Annotated in this window: 17 protein-coding genes, 1 tRNA gene and 1 pseudogene; 7 read left to right on the top strand and 12 right to left on the bottom strand. The window is 75.1% G+C overall.

Translation table 11 applies throughout. From position 1 onward, the window contains the following. Window positions 1–2 precede the first annotated feature (2 nt). Complete coding sequence (locus BM339_RS39070) at window positions 3–971, bottom strand: sulfotransferase family protein (protein ID WP_075024156.1); 969 nt, start codon at window positions 969–971, stop codon at window positions 3–5. 143 nt (window positions 972–1,114) lie between these two features. Between BM339_RS39070 and BM339_RS39065 the strand changes: the two genes are divergently transcribed. From BM339_RS39065 to BM339_RS39050, 4 genes are all read left to right on the top strand, one after another. Beyond that, window positions 1,115–1,882, top strand: a complete 768-nt coding sequence (locus BM339_RS39065; protein ID WP_256255714.1) for an SIR2 family NAD-dependent protein deacylase — start codon at window positions 1,115–1,117, stop codon at window positions 1,880–1,882. An 88-nt stretch (window positions 1,883–1,970) separates the two neighbouring features. Next, window positions 1,971–3,083, top strand: coding sequence for a S66 peptidase family protein (locus BM339_RS39060; RefSeq protein WP_021596748.1), 1,113 nt, complete (start codon window positions 1,971–1,973; stop codon window positions 3,081–3,083). Beyond that, a complete protein-coding gene (locus BM339_RS39055) occupies window positions 3,080–3,970 on the top strand; it encodes a hypothetical protein (RefSeq protein WP_021596749.1) in 891 nt (296 codons plus the stop codon). Before BM339_RS39060 ends, BM339_RS39055 begins: the two co-directional genes overlap by 4 nt. Next, a complete protein-coding gene (locus tag BM339_RS39050; protein WP_075024154.1) occupies window positions 3,970–5,097 on the top strand; it encodes a glycerate kinase in 1,128 nt (375 codons plus the stop codon). Before BM339_RS39055 ends, BM339_RS39050 begins: the two co-directional genes overlap by 1 nt. On the opposite strand, the gene yczE is transcribed toward BM339_RS39050, so the two are convergent. Further along, window positions 5,094–5,726: a membrane protein YczE gene (gene yczE, locus BM339_RS39045; RefSeq protein WP_021600518.1), complete on the bottom strand. Its 633-nt coding sequence runs from the start codon at window positions 5,724–5,726 to the stop codon at window positions 5,094–5,096. The genes BM339_RS39050 and yczE overlap by 4 nt on opposite strands. A 93-nt stretch (window positions 5,727–5,819) precedes the next feature. Here yczE and yczR point away from each other — a divergent pair, with 93 nt between their 5' ends. Beyond that, window positions 5,820–7,301 carry a MocR-like transcription factor YczR gene (yczR, locus tag BM339_RS39040; protein WP_075024153.1) on the top strand — a complete coding sequence of 494 codons (1,482 nt, stop codon included), beginning with the start codon at window positions 5,820–5,822 and terminating at the stop codon, window positions 7,299–7,301. Window positions 7,302–7,325: 24 nt separating this feature from the next. Here yczR and BM339_RS39035 read toward each other — a convergent pair whose 3' ends face one another. The 9 genes and pseudogenes from BM339_RS39035 to BM339_RS38995 all read right to left on the bottom strand — a co-directional run bounded on the left by BM339_RS39035 (window position 7,326) and on the right by BM339_RS38995 (window position 16,214). Next, entirely contained in the window at window positions 7,326–7,760 is a 435-nt protein-coding gene (locus tag BM339_RS39035) for a CBS domain-containing protein (RefSeq protein WP_024936717.1), read from the bottom strand. A 184-nt stretch (window positions 7,761–7,944) separates the two neighbouring features. Beyond that, window positions 7,945–9,558: a phytoene desaturase family protein gene (locus BM339_RS39030; protein ID WP_075024152.1), complete on the bottom strand. Its 1,614-nt coding sequence runs from the start codon at window positions 9,556–9,558 to the stop codon at window positions 7,945–7,947. A gap of 50 nt (window positions 9,559–9,608) precedes the next feature. Beyond that, complete coding sequence (locus BM339_RS39025; protein ID WP_075024151.1) at window positions 9,609–11,378, bottom strand: SDR family oxidoreductase; 1,770 nt, start codon at window positions 11,376–11,378, stop codon at window positions 9,609–9,611. Between the two features lie 71 nt (window positions 11,379–11,449). After that, window positions 11,450–12,382, bottom strand: a complete 933-nt coding sequence (locus tag BM339_RS39020) for a metal-dependent hydrolase (protein WP_021597796.1) — start codon at window positions 12,380–12,382, stop codon at window positions 11,450–11,452. A 160-nt stretch (window positions 12,383–12,542) separates the two neighbouring features. After that, the gene (gene fdhD, locus BM339_RS39015) at window positions 12,543–13,355 is read right to left on the bottom strand and encodes a formate dehydrogenase accessory sulfurtransferase FdhD (RefSeq protein WP_021597797.1); all 813 of its coding nucleotides are present in this window, start codon (window positions 13,353–13,355) and stop codon (window positions 12,543–12,545) included. A gap of 48 nt (window positions 13,356–13,403) precedes the next feature. Then, window positions 13,404–14,030, bottom strand: a complete 627-nt coding sequence (locus BM339_RS39010; RefSeq protein ID WP_075024150.1) for a trimeric intracellular cation channel family protein — start codon at window positions 14,028–14,030, stop codon at window positions 13,404–13,406. Then, a pseudogene (locus tag BM339_RS39005) lies at window positions 14,027–14,230 on the bottom strand (DUF3099 domain-containing protein); the annotation flags it as partial. The gene BM339_RS39010 and the pseudogene BM339_RS39005, both read right to left, overlap by 4 nt. Before the next feature lie 39 nt (window positions 14,231–14,269). After that, a tRNA-Sec gene (locus BM339_RS39000) sits at window positions 14,270–14,365 on the bottom strand. A 10-nt stretch (window positions 14,366–14,375) separates the two neighbouring features. Continuing rightward, window positions 14,376–16,214: an AMP-dependent synthetase/ligase gene (locus BM339_RS38995; protein ID WP_075024149.1), complete on the bottom strand. Its 1,839-nt coding sequence runs from the start codon at window positions 16,212–16,214 to the stop codon at window positions 14,376–14,378. Window positions 16,215–16,392: 178 nt separating this feature from the next. Here BM339_RS38995 and selD point away from each other — a divergent pair, with 178 nt between their 5' ends. Beyond that, entirely contained in the window at window positions 16,393–17,385 is a 993-nt protein-coding gene (gene selD, locus BM339_RS38990; protein ID WP_021597800.1) for a selenide, water dikinase SelD, read from the top strand. A gap of 81 nt (window positions 17,386–17,466) precedes the next feature. After that, complete coding sequence (locus BM339_RS38985) at window positions 17,467–17,739, top strand: hypothetical protein (protein ID WP_075024148.1); 273 nt, start codon at window positions 17,467–17,469, stop codon at window positions 17,737–17,739. A 24-nt stretch (window positions 17,740–17,763) separates the two neighbouring features. Here the strand turns inward: BM339_RS38985 and BM339_RS38980 are convergent. Further along, window positions 17,764–18,085: integrase core domain-containing protein (locus BM339_RS38980; RefSeq protein ID WP_143118777.1), on the bottom strand; the 322-nt coding region annotated here is incomplete at its 5' end.

Here is an 18,085-nt window from a genome sequence, read left to right as displayed (position 1 = left end):
GCTCAGGCGTCGGAGCCGAGCCGGTAGCCGAGCCGGCGCAGCTCGGTGCCGGCGACCTTCTCGACCTGGGCGGCCTGCCGCGGGGTGAGGCGCTCGCGCCAGGACCCGACGCCCGGGTCGGCGGCGTCGCGCGCCCCGGCACGCACCAGGCCCGTCAGAGCGGTCTTGGACAGCGGCGCGTCCAGGTACTCCGCCAGGTCGGCGGCGACGTGGCGCGGCTTGGCGACGAGCTCCTCGTAGCGGACGGTGAACAGCTGGTCCTCGGGCACCTGGAGCCGCAGCCTGGCGCTGAGCCGCACCGAGCCGCGCCACCGCAGCGCGCACTTGACGGCGGCGGCCGCGCGGGGCCACCGGTCGCGCTCGGTGTGGTCCTCGACGCCGAAGAACGGGTTCGGGAACACCGTGTCGAGGTTGGCGAGGCCGGGCTTGAACCAGGCCAGGCAGCGCTCGTCGGCGAGCATGTCGGCGACCGCGTCCCGGCCGTCCCGGATCAGCTGGACGAGCTGGGCGTCGGGGAACGCGTCCAGGATCACGTCGGCGCTGTAGATCAGGTCGGGGGAGGCGTCGGCGAACCGGGCGAGCCCGTGCGGCTCCACGCAGGGCCCCGGCAGGTCGGCGTCGGGCACCGGGCGGCCGGGGGGCGCCGGCGGGCGCGGCGGCAGCCCGGCCAGCTCCCGGCACTCGTCCGGGCACTCCGCGCAGGCGCGCGCCGAGACCTGCCACGCCTGTGCGTAGGCGTCCCGCAGCACCCGCGCGGCGCCCTTCCCGCGCTCGGAGGCGATCGACGGCTGCCGGGCGAACGCGTAGGTCACGCGCAGGACCCCGGGCCGGCCGGTGGTCAGGTGGAAGCCGGGGGAGCGCTTGACCGCGCGCGCCAGGAGCTCCGCACCCGAGTGCGGAGCGCCCAGGATGAACACCGGGCGGCGGACCTTGGTGCCGTTGATCACCAAGATGTGCGGCGTCGATCTCATACCGGGCCAAGTTTGTCACCTTTTGAGGCCCGGTCAGGCCGTGACCCTCCGTAAGGGGCGGCCCGATACCCATCCGTTAGCCGCCGCGGACCGGTTCGTTGCGCGAACCACGGGGAGCGTTCCTGGCGCTTACCATGTGGAGGGTGGACGCTCCCCTGACGCTCGCCGAGCTTTTGCCGAAGGCCGGTTCGATCACGGTGCTCACCGGCGCCGGCATCTCCACCGACAGCGGGATCCCCGACTTCCGCGGCCCGCAGGGCGTCTGGACGAAGGACCCGGCGGCCGAGGCGATGTCCACGATCGGCGCCTACCTCGCCGACCCCGAGGTGCGGCGCCGCGCCTGGCGGGCCCGCCGCGACAACCCCGTCTGGGAGGCCGAGCCCAACGCCGCCCACACCGCCCTGGCCGAGCTGGAGCGGGCGGGGCGGCTGCGCGCGCTGATCACCCAGAACATCGACGGGCTGCACCAGCGCGCCGGGTCGTCCGGCGAGAAGGTCATCGAGATCCACGGCACCATGCGGGACGCCGTCTGCCTGTCCTGCGGCCTGCGCACCCCGATGCCCGACATCCTCGCCCGCGTCGACGCGGGGGAGGACGACCCGCCCTGCCTGGAGTGCGGGGGCATCCAGAAGTCCGCGACGATCTCCTTCGGCCAGGCCCTCGACCAGGACGTGCTGGACGCGGCGATCGCCGCCGCCCGCTCCTGCGACCTGTTCCTCGCCGTCGGCACCTCGCTGACGGTCCAGCCCGCCGCCGGGCTCTGCCTGGAGGCGGTCGACCACGGCGCCCGCCTGGTGATCATCAACGCCGAGGAGACCCCGTACGATGGCGTGGCCGACGCGGTGCTGCGGCGGCCGATCGGCGAGACGCTGCCGCGCCTCGCCGGCCTCGCGCTCGGCACGGGGCGATGATCTGTTGGCGGGTCGTGACCGGTCGCCCCTTCCGCTGGCGTCCGGATCCTGACAAGCTCTATCCGTCGCGGTGCGAGGAGGGATCGGGTTGAACAGCGGGGGCGCCCGCGCGGAGGTGGCCGGCGGGCCGTCCGACGCGCCCGCCGTCGGCATGCCCGGCGGCCTGCCGCATGCGCGAGAAGCCCACAGGTACCGGCGGTTGCGGCCGGGCGACCGGGTCGTGGTGGTCGCTCCGAGCGGCCCCGCCGAGCCCGCCCGCCTGGAGGCGGGCTGCGCGGTCCTGCGCGACCTCGGCCTTGACGCGGTGGTCGGAAAGCACGCCCTCGACCGTGTCAACCTGGGCGTGCCCGGGCCCGTCCGAGACGACTGGCACCGGCTGGCCGGAAGCGACGCCGACCGGGCCGCCGACCTGCAGGACGCCTGGTGCGACCCCCGGGTCGGCGCGGTGATCTGCGCACGCGGCGGATACGGCGCCACCCGCCTTCTGGACCTGCTCGACTGGAACGCTCTGCGCGCCGCGACCGAGGAGTCCCTCGCGTCCGGCGCCGGCCCGAAGATCCTGCACGGCTCCAGCGACGTCACCGCGCTGCACACCGCCTTCGGCGCGCGCCTCGGCGTCACCACGTCCTTCGGCCCGATGCCGGCCGGCCTGATCGCCGACCCGGTCGCGCCGCGGGAATCGCTGGACGCCCTGCGCGCCGCCCTGTTCGGCGGCCCCGTGACCCTGCCCGGCACCCGCGCGCTGCGGCCCGGACGCGCGGAGGGCCCGCTCACCGGCGGCACGCTCTCGCTCCTGGCGGCCCTGCTCGGCACCCCGTACGCCCCGCCGCCCGCCGCGGGCCGCATCGTCTTCCTGGAGGACGTCACCGAGGCGCCCTACCGGGTCGACCGGATGCTCGTCCAGCTGCTCCAGGCGGGATGGCTCGACGGGGCGGCCGGCGTGGCGCTCGGCACCTGGACCGACTGCGGCGACCCGGCCGAGCTCGACTCGGTCTTCGCCGCCCGGCTCGGCCCGCTCGGCGTCCCGGTCCTGGCGGGCCTCCCCGCCGGGCACGGGCCGCGCCAGCACAGCCTGGAGATCGGCGCCCCCGCCGTCCTGCACGCACCCGACCCAGCAGACCCCGCAGCGAAAGATCCGCACCCCGCCGTGCCGGACCCCGGCGCGCTCACCCTCGAAGCGCCCTCGGGAGGTGCGCGATGAGCGGCCGCCACGCCCGTCCCGAGTCCTGGGACGACGGGACCCTCGACTCACTGCTCGTCCTGGTCGCCGAGAGCCTCGGCTACGCCTGCAGCCGCGCGCCCGGCGAGGTCATGCTGCTGGAGGGCGCGAACCGGCTGCACGTCAGCCTGCGCGACCTGCGGCAGCTCGCCCGGCTCGTGCCGCGCGACGACTGGCCGGCGCTGGTCTCCGACCACGTCACCACGATCGTCACCGCGGTCGAGGAGCCGCTGGACCTCAGCGACTTCGACCTCGCCCAGCACCTGCTGCGCACCCGCATCTACCCGGCGGAGGCCGACAACGGCGTCCTCGCGGCGCGGCCGTTCGCGCCCGGCCTGATCGAGGTCGTGGTGGTCGACACGCCCACCACCGTCCGCACGGTCACCACCGAGGAGATGAACGGCTGGCCGGTGTCGGGCGACGCGCTGTTCATGCTGGGCCGCGCCAACGTCCGCGCCGACGGACCGCTCCAGCTGGACGAGCAGGACCTCGGCGGCGTCCGCGTCTCGGTCCTGCACGGCTGGACCTTCTACGCCGTCACCCACCTGGCGTGGCTGGAGGAGTACCTGCCGATCGGCCCGTACGGCGCGCTGGTCATCGCCCCCAACCGCAGCCTCATCGTCGCCCACCCGCTCCAGATCTCCGCGGGCCATCCGAGGGCCCGCTACCGCGAGGCCGTCGCCGCGGCGACGGAGCTGCAGGCGCAGGCCCACCGCGCCTACGAGGAGGGGCCGGGGTCGCTCAGCCCGCACCTGTACTGGTGGCGCGCCGGGGAGCTGACGTACCTGGCGACCCGCTACGAGGGCGACACGATGGTCCTGCCGGAGGAGTTCGCCTCCGTGCTGGCCACGCTCGCGGCCGAGCGGTGATGCGGGTCGTCGTCGCGCCCGACTCGTTCAAGGGCAGCCTGTCCGCCGCGGCGGTGTGCGCCGCCGTGGAGGAGGGCGTCCGCCGGGCCGCGCCCGCCGCCGAGGTCGTCGCGGTCCCGATGGCCGACGGCGGCGAGGGCACCCTGGACTGCTTCCTCCGCGCCCGCGCGGGCGCGGCGGTCGAGGTCGCCGCGACCGACCCGCTCGGACGCCCGGTCAAGGCCCGCTACGCCCTCTCCGGCGACGGGACGTCCGCGGTCGTGGAGCTCGCGGCGGCGTCCGGGCTGCCGCTGGTCGAGGACGTCCCGCCCGACCCGATGAGCGCCGCCACCACCGGCACCGGCGAGCTGATCGCGGACGCGGTCCGGCGCGGTGCCCGGGACGTCCTGGTCTGCATCGGCGGCAGCGCCAGCACCGACGGGGGCGCCGGGCTGCTGCGCGCCCTCGGCGTCCGCTTCCTGGACGCCGCCGGCGAGGAGCTGCCGCCGGGCGGTGCCGCGCTCGCCCGGCTCGCGTCGGTCGACGACTCCGGGCTGCCGCGGGAGGTGCGCGACGCCCGGTTCCGGGTCGCCTGCGACGTGACCAACCCCCTCGTCGGGCCGGACGGCGCCGCCGCCGTGTTCGGCCCGCAGAAGGGCGCGTCCCCGGGGCAGGTGGCCGAGCTCGACGCCGCCCTCACCGTCTTCGCCGACGTGCTGGCCGAGCACGGCGGGGTCCGCGTCCACGACCTGCCGGGCGCGGGCGCGGCCGGCGGCACCTGCGGCGGCCTGGTCGCCGTGCTCGGCGCCGAGCCGTCGGGCGGCGCCGCCCTCGTCGCCGAGGCCGTCGGCCTCCCGGCCGCGCTCGCGGGCGCGGACCTGGTGTTCACCGGGGAGGGCCGGGTGGACGGGCAGAGCGCCGCGGGCAAGGTCGTCTCGGCCGTCGCGGCGCTCGCCCGCGACCGGGGCGCGCCGTGCGTCGCCCTGGCCGGCGGGGTGGCGGGGCCGCTGGACGACCTGCACGCGCTCGGCCTGACCGCCGCGTTCAGCCTGGCCGACGGCCCGCGGACGCTCGCCGAGCTGAAGGCGGACGCCGCGCCGCTGCTGGCCGCGCTCGCCGAGCAGGCCGTCCGCCTCTACCTCCGCTAGGGGACGCCCGCCGGCTCCGGCTCCGGTTCCCGCACGGGCTCGGCGGTGCGAGGCTTGATCGTCAGAACGGGCAGCAGGACGTGGGTCAGCGGCCCGATCGCGACGGCGTACAGCAGCGTCCCGACGCCGACGGTGCCGCCGAGCAGCCAGCCGGCTCCCAGCACGGTCAGCTCGATCGCCGTCCGGACCGCGCGGATCGAGCGGCCCCGCGCGGCGAACCCGGTCATCAGGCCGTCGCGCGGCCCCGGGCCGAGCCCGGCGCCGATGTAGCAGGCGGTCGCGAAGCCGCCCACCAGGACGGCCGTGACCAGGTACGCCCAGCGCGCGGCGAGCGGACCCGGGTCGGGCAGCAGCCACAGGAACAGGTCGGCGAACAGGCCGATGAGGACGACGTTGCTGATCGTCCCGATGCCGGGGCGCTGCCGCAGCGGGATCCACGCGAGCATCACGGCCGCGCCCACGATGATGATCCAGGCCCCGATCGACAGCCCGAAACGCCGCGAGAGGCCCTGGTGGAAGACGTCCCACGGATCGTTGCCGAGGCCGGAGGACACCTGGAGGGCGATCCCCAGCCCGTACAAGGCCAATCCGATGAAGAGCTGCACCAGACGGCGCGCCATCAAGGCCATTATCGTTTCTCCCCCACTAGTGGCCATTATTTCGTCCTACTCTGCGGGGAAGTGGACTGGAAGATGTAGGACCAATATGCGAAAGTGGCCTGTATGAGCACGCGTTACGTGAGCGGTCCGAACCTGGCCCGGCTGCTGGGCGACCTGTCGGGCGAACGCCCCGTCTACGCGGCCCTGGCGCGGGCCGTGCGCGGGCTCGTCCTGGACGGCCGGCTCGCGCTGCGGACCAGGCTGCCCGCCGAGCGCGACCTGGCCGCCGCGCTCGGCGTCAGCCGCACCACCGTGACCACCGCCTACGACCGGCTCCGCGACGAGGGCTACATCGAGAGCCGGCAGGGGGCGGGGAGCTGGACGGCGCTGCCGCCCGTGCGCATGTCGTCCGCCGGTGAGCCGGGCCCGCCCGGCGGTGCCGTCCCGGCCGGGCGGCGGTACGGCATGGCCCACCCGACGCCCGACGACCCGTCCTTCATCGACCTCGGCTGCGCCGCCCCCGGCGCCCCGGCCGTCTTCGGCGACGCCGTCGCCGCGGCCGTGGCGGAGCTGCCCCGCCACAGCGCGGGGCCCGGCTACGAGCCCGCCGGGCTGGCGGGCCTGCGGCAGGTCATCGCGGACGGCTACACGGCGCGCGGCGTCCCTACCCGGGCCGACCAGATCGTCGTGACCACCGGCGCGCAGCACGCGTTCACGCTGCTGACCCAGCTCCTGGTGGAGGCGGGCGACGCCGTCATGGTGGAGCGGCCCACGTACCCGCACGCGCTCGGCGCCCTCCGCCGGCGCGGCGCCCGCCTCGTCCCCGTCGGCGTCAACGAGGGCTGGGACGTCGAGCTCGTCGCGGGCGCCATGCGGCAGGCCGCCGTCCGGATGGCGTACCTGATCCCCGACTTCCAGAACCCGACCGGGTACCTGATGTCCGCGGACGAGCGGGCCGCGCTCGTCGACGCCGCGCGCCGGGCCGACGCGTTCCTCGTCGCCGACGAGACCTTCGCCGACCTCGCCCACGATCCGCGGGCGCCGCGCGAGCCGCCGCTCGCCTCCTTCGACGCCGGCGGGCGGGTCGTCACGATCGGGTCGGCGTCCAAGCTGCTGTGGGGCGGGCTGCGGATCGGCTGGATCCGCGCCACCGCGCCGCTGGCCCGCCGCCTGGTGCTCGCCCGCGAGCCGTTCGACATGGCGAGCCCGGTCCTGGACCAGCTGATCGTCCGGGAGCTGCTGCTGCGGGTGGAGGAGGTGCGCGCCGAGCGCGCCGAGACCCTGCTGCGGAGCCGGGACGCGCTCGCCGGGGCGCTGCGCGAGCTGCTGCCCGGCTGGGACTTCCGGCTCCCCGCCGGGGGCATGTCGCTGTGGGCGCGGATCGGCGCGCCCGTCTCGTCGCGGCTCGCGGAGGCGTCCGAGCGGCTCGGCGTCCGCGTGGTCGCCGGGCCGGTCTTCGGCGCGGACGGCGTCCTGGAGGACTACGTGCGGCTCCCGTACGTCCTGCCGCCGGACACGCTCCGGCAGGCCGCCGAGCGCATCGCGCTCGCCTTCCGGGAGGTCGAGGCGGCGCCGGCGGCCCGGCCCCTGCCCGCCTACGTCTGACCGCCCGCCTGCGTCCGACCGGGGCTAGGGGGCGCGCTGGATGTAGTCCACGAGGTGCTCGCGCTCGCTCTCCAGCTCGTCGATGGCGCTCTTGACGACGTCGCCGATGCTGACGATCCCGGCGAGCCGGCCGCCGTCGACGACGGGCACGTGCCGGAACCGGTGCTCGGTCATGGCCTGCCGCAGGTCGTCCACCTTGTCGGCGGGCCCGCAGCTGCGGACCTCGGAGGTCATGATCTCGGAGACGGGACGGTCGAGCAGCGCCGCGCCGTGCTCGTGCAGCCGCCGCACCACGTCCCGCTCGGAGGCGATGCCGGCGATCGACGCGCCGTCGGGCGAGACCACCACCGCCCCGATGTTGTGCTCCGCCAGGACGGCGAGCAGCTGCCGCACGGTGGCCTCGGGCCGTACCGTGGCCACCGCGTCTCCCTTCCTCCGCAGGATGTCGCGAATCCGCATGCCTCACGCTCCGGTGCCGGTTCGGACCTGGGACGACGGCCGCCGGGGGCGGGGGCCGGTCGCCGGGCTTGTTCCTGCAAAGGTCGCATGTTCCGGCGTCCGGGGAAACCCCGAGCCGGTAAACCTCCGGCTCCCGCGCCGGGAAGGCGGGCCGTCGTCCGGTTTTCGCCCCGGCCCGCGGTCGCTAGGGGGCGAGGAGGCGGGACAGGGCGTTGAGGGCGGGGGTGAGGAGGCGTCCCCCCGGGCCCGCGTGGGCGAGCGCCGCGCGGGCCGCGTTGGCGCCGCACGCGCCGTGCACGCCGCCGCCGGGATGCGCGGACGCGGAGGCCAGGTAGAGTCCCGCGACCGGTGTCTCGGCGCGGCCGAGGCCGGGGACCGGGCGGAACACGAACTGCTGGTGGATCATCGCCGTCCCGCCGTTCAGCGCGCCGCCGCGCAGGTTGGCGTCGTGCTCCTCGAACCCGGGCGGGGCGGTGACGCGGCGGTCCAGGATCGTTGCGCGGAAGCCGGGCGCGAGGCGCTCCACGGCGTCCTCCAGCCGGTCCGCCATGGCCGCCCGCTCGCGCTCGTCCCAGGCGCCGGTGATGCCGTCGGGGCCGGCGTCGGCCCTCACCCGGTGCGGGACGTGGGTGTAGGCCCACACCGACTCGGTTCCGGCGGGGGAGCGGGCGGGGTCGGCGGTCGTCATCTGGCCGAGGAGCGCGAACGGCTCGGACGGGACGCGCCCCGTGGCGAGGTGCGCGCTGTAGTCGGTCAGCGCGTCGACGCCGGGGGAGAGGTGGACCGTCCCGGCGCGTCCGGCGCCGGGGGAGGCCCAGGGGATCGGCCGCGACAGCGCCCAGTCGACCTTGAAGGTGGCGTGGTCCCAGTCGAAGCGGCGCATGTCCGCCCGGAGCGAGCCGGGCAGGTCCTCCCAGCCGACGAGGCCGCCGTACAGGGCCGGCGCCGACACGTCCGCGAGCACGGCTCTGGTGGCCCGCACCGGCTCGCCGGACGCGGTGCGGACGCCCAGCGCGCGCCCGTTCCGGACGACGACCGACGCGACGGGGGTGCCGCAGCGCACCCGCCCGCCCCGCGACTCCAGCCGCCGTACGAGCGCGGCCGTCAGCTCGCCCGCGCCGCCCTCGGGGACGGGCCACCCGTCCCGCTGGCCGATCATCGCCAGGAGCCAGCCGAAGACCGACCCGGCCGTCGTCTCGGGGAACATGTCGGTGTGCAGCGCCGATCCGGCGAGCAGCAGCGGGCCGCCCGGTCCGGTGAACTCCTGCTCCCCGAGCGTGCGGACGGGCGCCAGCAGGGAGCGCAGGACGCGGAGCCCGCCCGCGCGCCGCGCCGACACCGCCAGCGGCAGCGCCGCCCGGACCGGGGGGAACGGGGTGAACAGGGCGCGCAGCACGTCCTCCCCCATCTCATCCCAGATGCGGCAGAGCCGGAGCCAGGCCTCCCCGTCGCCGCCGCCGAGCGCGTCGAGGCCGCCGGCCGTGGCGTCCCGGTCGCGTTCGAGGACCGCGCTGCGCCCGTCCGGCAGCGGGTGGGCGAGGACGGCCGGGGCGTGCCGCCAGCGCAGCCCGTGCCGTTCGAGCTCCATCGCCCGCATCACCGGCGACGCCACGCCGAGCGGGTAGAACGCGCTGCACAGGTCGCTGACGAAGTCCGGGTGGACGCCCCGGTCGCTGCGCACGGCGCCGCCGGGCTCGGGCTGCGCCTCCAGGACCTCCACGTCCCAGCCCGCGTCGGCCAGCATGTTGGCCGCCACGAGCCCGTTGTGGCCCGCGCCGACGACCACGGCGTCCGCCATGAAGCACCGCCTCCCGGTGATCACCCTACGGGTACCCGGGCGGGCGGCGTTCAGCCCACGTCGAGGCGGGCGAGGAGCCGCAGCACGCCCGGCGCCACCCGGGACGTCAGGGAGGCGAGGCGCGCCTCCGGCGTGACCGGGACGACCGCGCGGTCGCGGCGCACGGTGGCGACGATCCGCTCCGCGACGCGCTCGGGCCCGAAGCCGCGGCGCGCGTAGGCCCGCGCCACCCGCTCCCGGCTGCGCGCCTCGTCGGCGCCGCCCTTGCCGACGAACCGGGCCGTCCGGGTGATGCCGGTGTCGACGATCCCCGGGCAGACGGCGCTGACGGCGATGCCCTCGCCCTTCAGCTCGGCGCGCAGGCACTGCGACAGCATGAGCACGGCCGCCTTGCTCGTCGAGTAGGCGGGCAGCGCGCGGGACGGCGTGAACGCCGCCGCCGACGACGTGTTGACGATGTGGCCGCCCTGCCCGCGCTCCACCATCTGCCGGGCGAACAGCCGCGAGCCGTGGATGACGCCCCACAGGTTGACGTCCAGGACCTCGCGCCAGTCGCCGGCGGTGTGGTCCAGGAAGGACCCGGCCATGCCGATCCCGGCGTTGTTGACGACGACGTCGGGCACCCCGTGCGCGTGCAGGACGGACTTGGCGAAGTCCTCCATTGCGGCGGGGTCGGAGACGTCCACCTGGAACGCGTGGCCGGGCGGCCCCGCGCGTCCGGCGAGCTCGGCGGTGCGCTCCGCGGCGGCCGGGTCGAGGTCGGCGGCGATCACCTCGGCGCCGCGTTCGGCGAAGGCGAGCGCGGTCGCGCGGCCGATGCCGCCGCCCGCGCCGGTGACGACGACGAGGGAGCCCTCGAAGGAGCGCCGGTCCTGGCCGACCCGGGCGCGCCGGAGGGCGCGGGACTCCGCGGCGCCGAGCGGGTGGCCCTGGACGCCGGTGACGTGCTCGGTGATCCAGCGGGCGACGACGTCCGGGTGGCTGCGCGGCACCCAGTGCCCGGCCGCGATCGGGCGCAGCGAGAGGTTCGGGACCCGCTCGGCGAGCCGCCCGACCAGGTGCGGCGAGACGAACAGGTCCTTCGTCGGGACGATGACCTGCGTCGGCACGTCGGTGCGGCGGTCGCGGGGCCTGCGGAGGCGCTGGAGCACATTCGCCCGGTAGAGCCCGACACCCGCCGCGGCGTCGCGGGCCATCGTCCTCGCCGGGTGGCCGTCGCGCGGGGTGACGCCCTCGCCCAGCTCCAGTGCCTTGGTGAACGGCTTGGACAGCCCGGCCAGCCACAGCAGCTCCGGCAGCAGCGGCGTCCGGAAGAGGTGGATGTACCAGGACCGGGCGGCCTGCCCCGCGGCCCGCCGCAGGTTGGACGGCGTCGGGCGGGCCAGGTTGCGCCGCGTCCAGTGCGCGACGTGGTCGAGGCACGGCCCGGAGATCGAGGTGAAGGAGGCGAAGCGGTCCGGCATCGTGCAGGCCGCCTCCCACGCCTGGATCGACCCCCAGTCGTGGCCGACGAGGTGCACCTTGCGCTCCGGTGCGGTGGCGTCCAGCACGGCCTGCATGTCCGACATCAGGTAGGCGAACGTGTAGCGCCTGCGCCCGAACGGCCGGGACGACGCGCCCGCGCCCCGCACGTCGTACCGGACGACGTGGAACCGCTCGGCGAGGCGTCCGGCCACCTCGTCCCAGACCGCGTGGGTGTCGGGGTAGCCGTGGACCAGGAGGACGGTCGGGCGCGATCTGTCGCCCTGCTCGTACACGGCGAGGTCGACACCGTCGCCCCGGACGCGCCTCGTGCTGGCGGGTGGTGCGGGGGGTGTCATGGCGGTCTCCTGTGTGGTCTGGAGGAACCGTACACCGGTTCCGCGCGCCGTGACGCCCGCCGCGGGCGGGGCTAGTACGGGTCGTAACCCGCGGCCTTCGCGGCCGGGGACCGCTTCAGGTACTCCAGCGCCCGCGGCGTCGAGCACACCTTCGACGGGTGGTGGTTCGGCTTGAGGTAGACCGGAGCCTCGCCGAGCAGCAGCTTGAAGATGCCCGGCACGTGCCCGAGCCGGACGGACCTGCGGTAGGAGCGGTAGACGCGCAGCGGCGTCACCCTCCGCTTGATCGTCGGGTCGTGCTTGAGCAGGTACAGGGAGCCGCCGATCAGTGCCCAGTACAGGAAGAACAGCGACACCGTCCACGCCGCGACGCGGGTGGCGTACCCGCCGCCCATCGCCTTGTAGACGTCGAACACCACCGACCGGTGCTCGACCTCCTCGGCGCCGTGCCAGCGCAGCAGGTCCAGCATCGTCGGGTCCACGCCGGACTTCTCGAACCGCTCGTTGTCCATGATCCACTGGCCGAGCACGGCGGTGTAGTGCTCGATCGAGGCGACCGCGGCCAGCTCGAACCGCAGCCGGCGCCGCCACGCCCGCGGGTTGCGCTCCTTCAGCGCCGCCATCTGCGCGGGCCGCTCGGCGTTGCCGCGCGCCGCCGCGTCGGTGATCTTCGAGACGTCGATCCCGGCGCGCTCCAGGATCTGGTCGAGGACGCCCTGGTGCGAGCGGGCGTGCACCATCTCCTGCCCGATGAACCCCTTGATCTCCTCCAGCAGCCGCTCGTCCTTGATGTGGGGGCGCGCGTCCTTGACGCACTGGATGAACCACTTCTCGCCCTCGGGCAGGACGATGTGGAAGGAGTTGATGATGTGCGTGGCCACCGGGTCGCCCGGCACCCAGTGCAGCGGGGTCTTCGACCAGTCGAAGGTGACGCGCCGCGGCTTGATCGGAGGATGGCGCTCGTCGATGGACGCCGCCGCGCCGTCCGCCAGGGGCCTCGTCATACCGTCCTCGCCTTCCACACGCATGGAGCCGCGCGGCGCGGGGCGCCCGCACGCGTATGCATCGGGAAAGCAGTCAACTGCAGTGAAGCGATGGGTTTCTTGAGGCCGATCCAACAAGTTACCGGTTGGTTTTCGGCCCGTGATGACAAGTGGCGCCGCGCTACAGGGCGATACGCTCCGCACCCGCGTAGACGTTCATGGTCTCGCCGCGCAGGAAGCCGACCAGCGTCATCCCGGCGTCCTCGGCGAGGTCGACGGCCAGCGACGACGGCGCCGACACCGCCGCCAGCACCGGCACGCCCGCGGTCATCGCCTTCTGCGTCAGCTCGAACGACGCGCGCCCGCTCACCATGAGCACCGTCCCGGCCAGCGGCAGCCGGCCCTGCCGCAGCGCCCACCCGACGACCTTGTCGACGGCGTTGTGCCGGCCGACGTCCTCCCGCAGCGCCAGCAGCTCGCCGCCCGCGTCGAACAGGCCGGCCGCGTGCAGGCCGCCCGTCCGGTCGAACACCCGCTGCGCCTCGCGCAGCCGCCCGGGCAGCGCGGCGAGGACGTCCGGGGTGAGCAGGACCGGATCGCCGGCCACCTCGTAGGGCCGGTCGGAGCGCAGCGCCTCGATGCTGGACTTGCCGCAGACCCCGCACGCGCTCGTCGTGGTGAACGCCCGGGTCATGGAGTCGTCCGGCGGCGGGACGCCCGGGGCCAGCGCGACGTCCAGCGTGTTCTGCTCGGCGGTGTCGGCGCAGTACCGCATGGTCGCCAGGTCGCCGGCGCCCGCGATCACGCCCTCGGCCGCCAGGAAGCCGGCGACGAGGTCGAAGTCGTGGCCGGGCGTGCGCATCGTGATGGTGAGCGGCTTGCCGGCGACGCGGATCTCCAGCGGTTCCTCGACCGCGAGGGTGTCGGGCCTGCGGCCGCGCGTGCCGGAGGTGCTCACCCGCAGCACGGGCCGTCGCACGGTGATCCGCCCCATGATGTGGACGGTACCCGGATACGCGCCGGTAATGAACGGGCGCCGCGGTCAGTCGGGCATGCCGCGCGGCCGGGGCGCCCGCCAGCCGTACCGCATGGCGGTCACCCGGAGCCCGAACGCCAGGACGGCGCCGCCCGCGACGAAGGCCGCGCCGTGCAGCCCGGCCTCGTCCGCGGCGGCCGTGACGGCGGCGCCGAGCAGCGCGGGCAGCGCGTACAGCTGCCGGTCGTACAGCACCGCCGGGATCTGCCCGCTGAGCGCGTCGCGCAGGATGCCGCCGCCCACCGCCGTGACGACCCCGAGGAACACCGCGTGGATCGGAGACAGCCCGTGGTCGAGCGCCTTGACCGTGCCGGTCGTGCAGAACAGCCCGAGCCCGGCCGCGTCGAACAGCAGCACCGCCGGAAGCAGCCGGGTCACCTGCGGATGCCAGAAGAACACCAGCGCCGACGCCGCGAGCGGCACCAGCACGTACCCGAGGTCGGTGAACGCGGCCGGGGGCACCGCCCCGATCACCAGGTCCCGGATGATCCCGCCGCCGAGCGCGGTGATCTCGGCCAGCACCACCATCCCGACGACGTCCAGCTGCTGCCGGACGGCCGCCAGCGCGCCGGACACCGCGAACACGAAGATCCCGGCGAGGTCCAGCAGGGCCGCGACGCCCGGCCCCGTCACTCCCGGCGGTCCGTCCGGTCGATGTTCCAGTTCGCCACCACCGCCGCGAACGGCGGGATCACCAGCGCCGCCACCGACATCGCGATCGCCGCGGCGTGCGAGTAGAACCGCACCACCGCCCAGGCCAGCACGAACAGGGTGAGGCACGTCCCCATCATCACCCCGTACGCGGCCTTGCGATGCCTCATGCCCTCACCGTACGCGGCGCCCGCGCCGGGGAGAGGCGCAGGGAACGGAGGTGGCGGAGGCGTACGGGAATCGAACCCGCCGTCCCGAGATCCTCGGGACCGTCGGCTTTGAAGGCCGGGGAGGCCACCAGGCGCTCACACGCCTCCGTCGGCGATCTTAGCCGGTGTAGAGCCCGTCGATGTCGGCGGAGTACTTGGTGTGCACGACGCGGCGCTTCAGCTTGAGGGTGGGGGTCAGCTCCTCGCTCTCGGCGGTCCACTCGGCGGGGAGCAGCCGCCATTTCTTGACCTGCTGGACGCGGGCGAGGCGGGTGTTGGCGTCGTCGACGGCCCTCGCGACCTCCTCCAGGACGAGGGGGTGCGCGGCGAGGGCGGCCAGGTCGGTGGCGTCGACGCCGCGGGCGGCGGCCCAGACGGGGGCGACCTCGCCGTCGAGGGTGATGAGGGCGACGACGTAGGGGCGGCGGTCGCCGAAGGCGAGGGCCTGGCCGACGAGGGGGTGCTCCTTGAGGTGGTTCTCGATCAGGGACGGGGCGATGTTCTCGCCGCCGGCGGTGATGATCAGCTCCTTCTTGCGGTCGACGACGGTGAGGAAGCCGTCGTCGTCCAGGCGGCCCACGTCGCCGGTGTGCACCCAGCCGTCCGCGTCGATCAGGTCGGCGGTCGCGTCCGGGCGGTGCAGGTAGCCGGGGGTGCAGGTGGCGCCGCGGACGAGGATCTCGCCGTCGGCGGCCAGTTTCAGCTCCACGCCTGGGAAGGGGCGGCCGACGGTGCCGAGCTTGAAGGAGTCGGCGAGGTTGGCGGTGACGGCGCCGGTGGTCTCGGTCATCCCGTAGGCGTCGAAGATCTTCAGGCCGAGGCCGGCGAAGAAGCGGGCCACCTCGACCGGCAGCGGCGCGGCGGCGCTGGAGGCCTGCCGGACGCGGTCCAGGCCGAGCAGGGCGCGCATCGGGGTGAGGACGGCCCGGTCGGCGGCCTCGAACGCGGCGGCGGTCTCCGGGGTGAGGGTGTTGCCGTACTCCTGGGCGGTGACGTGGGCGCGGCCCGCGTCGAGGGCCTGGGCGACGGCGCGCTTCCTCTCCTCGTCCTGCTCGGCGGACAGCACGGCCTGGATGCCGGCCATGATCTTCTCCCAGACGCGCGGGACGCCGAAGAAGGAGTGCGGCCGCACCTCGCCCAGCACGCCGGTCAGCTGGGCGGGGTCGGGGCAGAAGTGGACGTGGGAGGCCAGCCGGATCGGCAGGTAGTAGCTGAGGACGCGGTCGGCGATGTGCGCGAACGGCAGGTAGGAGACGCCGGCCGGGTGCTCGGGCAGGACGGAGGTGCGCCGCACCATCTCCGCCTCGTGCAGCACCATCGAGTGGGTGATCAGGACGCCCTTGGGGTCGCCGGTGGTGCCGGAGGTGTAGAGGAGCGTGACGGTGTCGGCGGGCTTGACGGCCCGCCAGCGCCGGTCGATCTCGTCGGGGTCGGCGGCGAGCCGCTCGCGGCCGAGCTCGGTGAGGGCGTCCCAGGACAGGTAGCGGTCGCCGTCCGGGCAGGCGCCGGCGTCCACCACGATGACCTTGCGCAGGTCGGGCAGGCGGTCGAGGACGGGCTGCCAGCGGTCCAGCTGGTCCTTGCCGTCCAGGACGGCGTACCGGGCCGCGCAGTGGCCGGCGACGAAGGCGACCTGGTCGGGCGCGAGGGTCGCGTAGACCGTGGTCGGGACGCCGCCGGCGTGGACGGCGCCGAGGTCGGCCAGGACGTGCTCGGACCGGTTCGGCATCATCAGCGCGACGACCTCGCCCGGCTCCAGCCCGAGCGCGGCGAGTCCGGCGGCCGTCTCCAGCGCGCGGCGCCGGGTGTCCGCCCAGGTGAGGGTCGTCCATCCGCCGTCGGCGCGGTCGGAGTAGGCGGGCCTGCCGGCGTGCCGCTCGGCGGTCTCGGCCAGGACCGTGCAGACGGTGCTCCCCGCGAGGGCCGGGTCGAGTGCGGCCTGTTCCTGGATCCCCATGTCGCCCCTTGAAAGTAAGTGATAACTTGCAGAGGGGAATCGCATCATGCCGAACGATGTTCGGACAAGCCGTTTCGCCGATTTCCGTGCTGGTCGGGCGGTGTGTTCGGCCCACCGTGACCGCCCCCGTACTGTCCGTTTGTTGATCATTTGCGGTAGTTGTGGGTTAAATCTTGCGGTGACCCGACTCGCCCCCGTCGCCCGCCTGACGCAGTACGCGCACGGCGGCGGCGGCGCGTGCAAGATCCCGCCGGGGGAGCTGGAGCGGGTCGTGGCCGGACTGACCGGCGGGGACGACGCCCTGCTCGTCGGCGGCCCGGACGGCGACGACGCGGCCGTGCTGCGGATCGAGGGCGGCCGGGCCGTGGTGTCGACCGCCGACTTCTTCACCCCGGTCGTCGACGACGCCTACGACTGGGGCCGCATCGCCGCGGCCAACGCGCTCTCCGACGTCTACGCGGTCGGCGGCGAGCCGCTGATGGCCCTCAACCTGCTGGGCTGGCCGTCCGACGCGCTGCCCGCCGAGCTGGCCCGCGAGGTGCTGCGCGGCGGGCGGGACATGGCGGCCCTCGCCGGGTGCGCGATCGCCGGCGGGCACAGCATCGACGACCCCGAGCCGAAGTACGGGCTGGCGGTGACCGGCATCGCCGACCCGGACCGGCTGCTGCGGCTGGACGCGGGCCGTCCCGGCGTCCCCCTGACGCTGACCAAGCCGCTCGGCGTCGGCGTCCTCAACGCCCGGCACAAGGCGACCGGCGAGGTGTTCCCCCACGCGGTCGACGCGATGACGGAGCTGAACGCCGAGTCCGGGCTGGCCGCCCTCGAACGCGGCGCCACCTGCGCCACCGACGTCTCCGGTTTCGGGCTGCTCGGCCACCTGTACAAGCTGGCGCGGGCGAGCGGCGTGACGGCCGTGGTCGACGCCTCCGCCGTCCCGTACCTGGACGGCGCGCGGGCAGCGGTGCGGGACGGGTTCGTCCCCGGCGGCACCCGCCGCAACCTGGCCTGGGTGTCCCCGCACACCGACTTCCGCCGCATCGCCGAGGAGGAGCGGCTGCTCCTCGCCGACGCCCAGACCTCCGGAGGGCTGCTGGTCGCCGGGGAGGTCCCGGGCGCGCCGGTCGTCGGCGAGCTGGTCGGCCGGGGGCGGCACGCCCTCGTCATCCGCTGACCCGCGGCCGGGTGTTCCGGACACCAGGTCCGGGGTAGGGACCCGTGAAGGGACGCTACGGGGGAAGTAAAGGGAGCGCTGATGACCATCGGGGGGCTCGCCGCCGCCGTCGTCGTGGGCGCGGCGATCGGCGCGCTCGGGCGGCTGGTCGTGCCGGGACGGCCCGGCATGCCGGCCTGGCTGCTGATGGCCGCGGGCGTGGTCGCGGCGTTCGCCGGGACGGGCCTGGCGAACCTGACCGGCCTGACCGAGGGAGGCTGGAGCCTTTGGGAGGCCTTCCTGCAGATCGCCCTCGCCGCCGTCGGCGTGTCCCTGGTGGCGATCGTCTGGCCCGAACGGACCCACCACCCCTAGCGGCGGCGCGCTAGGTGTACTCGGTCATGATCTTGGTGACAGTCGGGTGATGGGCGGCTTGCCGCCCAGGGCTGAGTGGGGGCGTGCGGTGTTGTAGTGCTCCAGCCAGGGTCCGAGTGCTTGTGTGCGCTGGTCGTTGCTGGTGTAGGGGCGTCGGTAGGCCCATTCGGTGGCCAGGGTGCGGTTGAGGCGTTCGGCCTTGCCGTTGGTCCATGGGCAGCGGGGGCGGGTGAACTTCTGCCGGGCGCCCAGTTCGGTGCAGGCCTGCTGGAAGGCGGCCGAGACTCGGTAGTTGCGGGCGTTGTCGGTCAGGACCCGCTGGATGCGGGTGATGCCGTGGGCGGCG

Source organism: Actinomadura madurae (assembly GCF_900115095.1).
Classification (GTDB): Bacteria; Actinomycetota; Actinomycetes; order Streptosporangiales; family Streptosporangiaceae; genus Spirillospora; species Spirillospora madurae.
The sequence above is the reverse complement of the archived record's forward strand: the minus strand, read 5'-3'. Positions and strand labels throughout refer to the sequence as shown.

Excerpts from the sequence above, each read along its gene's own strand:
- BM339_RS39070 (WP_075024156.1), bottom strand. The coding sequence starts at position 971 with ATGAGATCGACGCCGCACATCTTGGTGATCAACGGCACCAAGGTCCGC.
- BM339_RS39055 (WP_021596749.1), top strand. The coding sequence starts at position 3,080 with ATGAGCGGCCGCCACGCCCGTCCCGAGTCCTGGGACGACGGGACCCTC.
- BM339_RS39050 (WP_075024154.1), top strand. The coding sequence starts at position 3,970 with ATGCGGGTCGTCGTCGCGCCCGACTCGTTCAAGGGCAGCCTGTCCGCC.
- yczE (WP_021600518.1), bottom strand. The coding sequence starts at position 5,726 with ATGGCCTTGATGGCGCGCCGTCTGGTGCAGCTCTTCATCGGATTGGCC.
- yczR (WP_075024153.1), top strand. The coding sequence starts at position 5,820 with ATGAGCACGCGTTACGTGAGCGGTCCGAACCTGGCCCGGCTGCTGGGC.
- BM339_RS39035 (WP_024936717.1), bottom strand. The coding sequence starts at position 7,760 with ATGCGGATTCGCGACATCCTGCGGAGGAAGGGAGACGCGGTGGCCACG.
- BM339_RS39030 (WP_075024152.1), bottom strand. The coding sequence starts at position 9,558 with ATGGCGGACGCCGTGGTCGTCGGCGCGGGCCACAACGGGCTCGTGGCG.
- BM339_RS39025 (WP_075024151.1), bottom strand. The coding sequence starts at position 11,378 with ATGACACCCCCCGCACCACCCGCCAGCACGAGGCGCGTCCGGGGCGAC.
- BM339_RS39020 (WP_021597796.1), bottom strand. The coding sequence starts at position 12,382 with ATGACGAGGCCCCTGGCGGACGGCGCGGCGGCGTCCATCGACGAGCGC.
- fdhD (WP_021597797.1), bottom strand. The coding sequence starts at position 13,355 with ATGGGGCGGATCACCGTGCGACGGCCCGTGCTGCGGGTGAGCACCTCC.
- BM339_RS38995 (WP_075024149.1), bottom strand. The coding sequence starts at position 16,214 with ATGGGGATCCAGGAACAGGCCGCACTCGACCCGGCCCTCGCGGGGAGC.
- BM339_RS38985 (WP_075024148.1), top strand. The coding sequence starts at position 17,467 with ATGACCATCGGGGGGCTCGCCGCCGCCGTCGTCGTGGGCGCGGCGATC.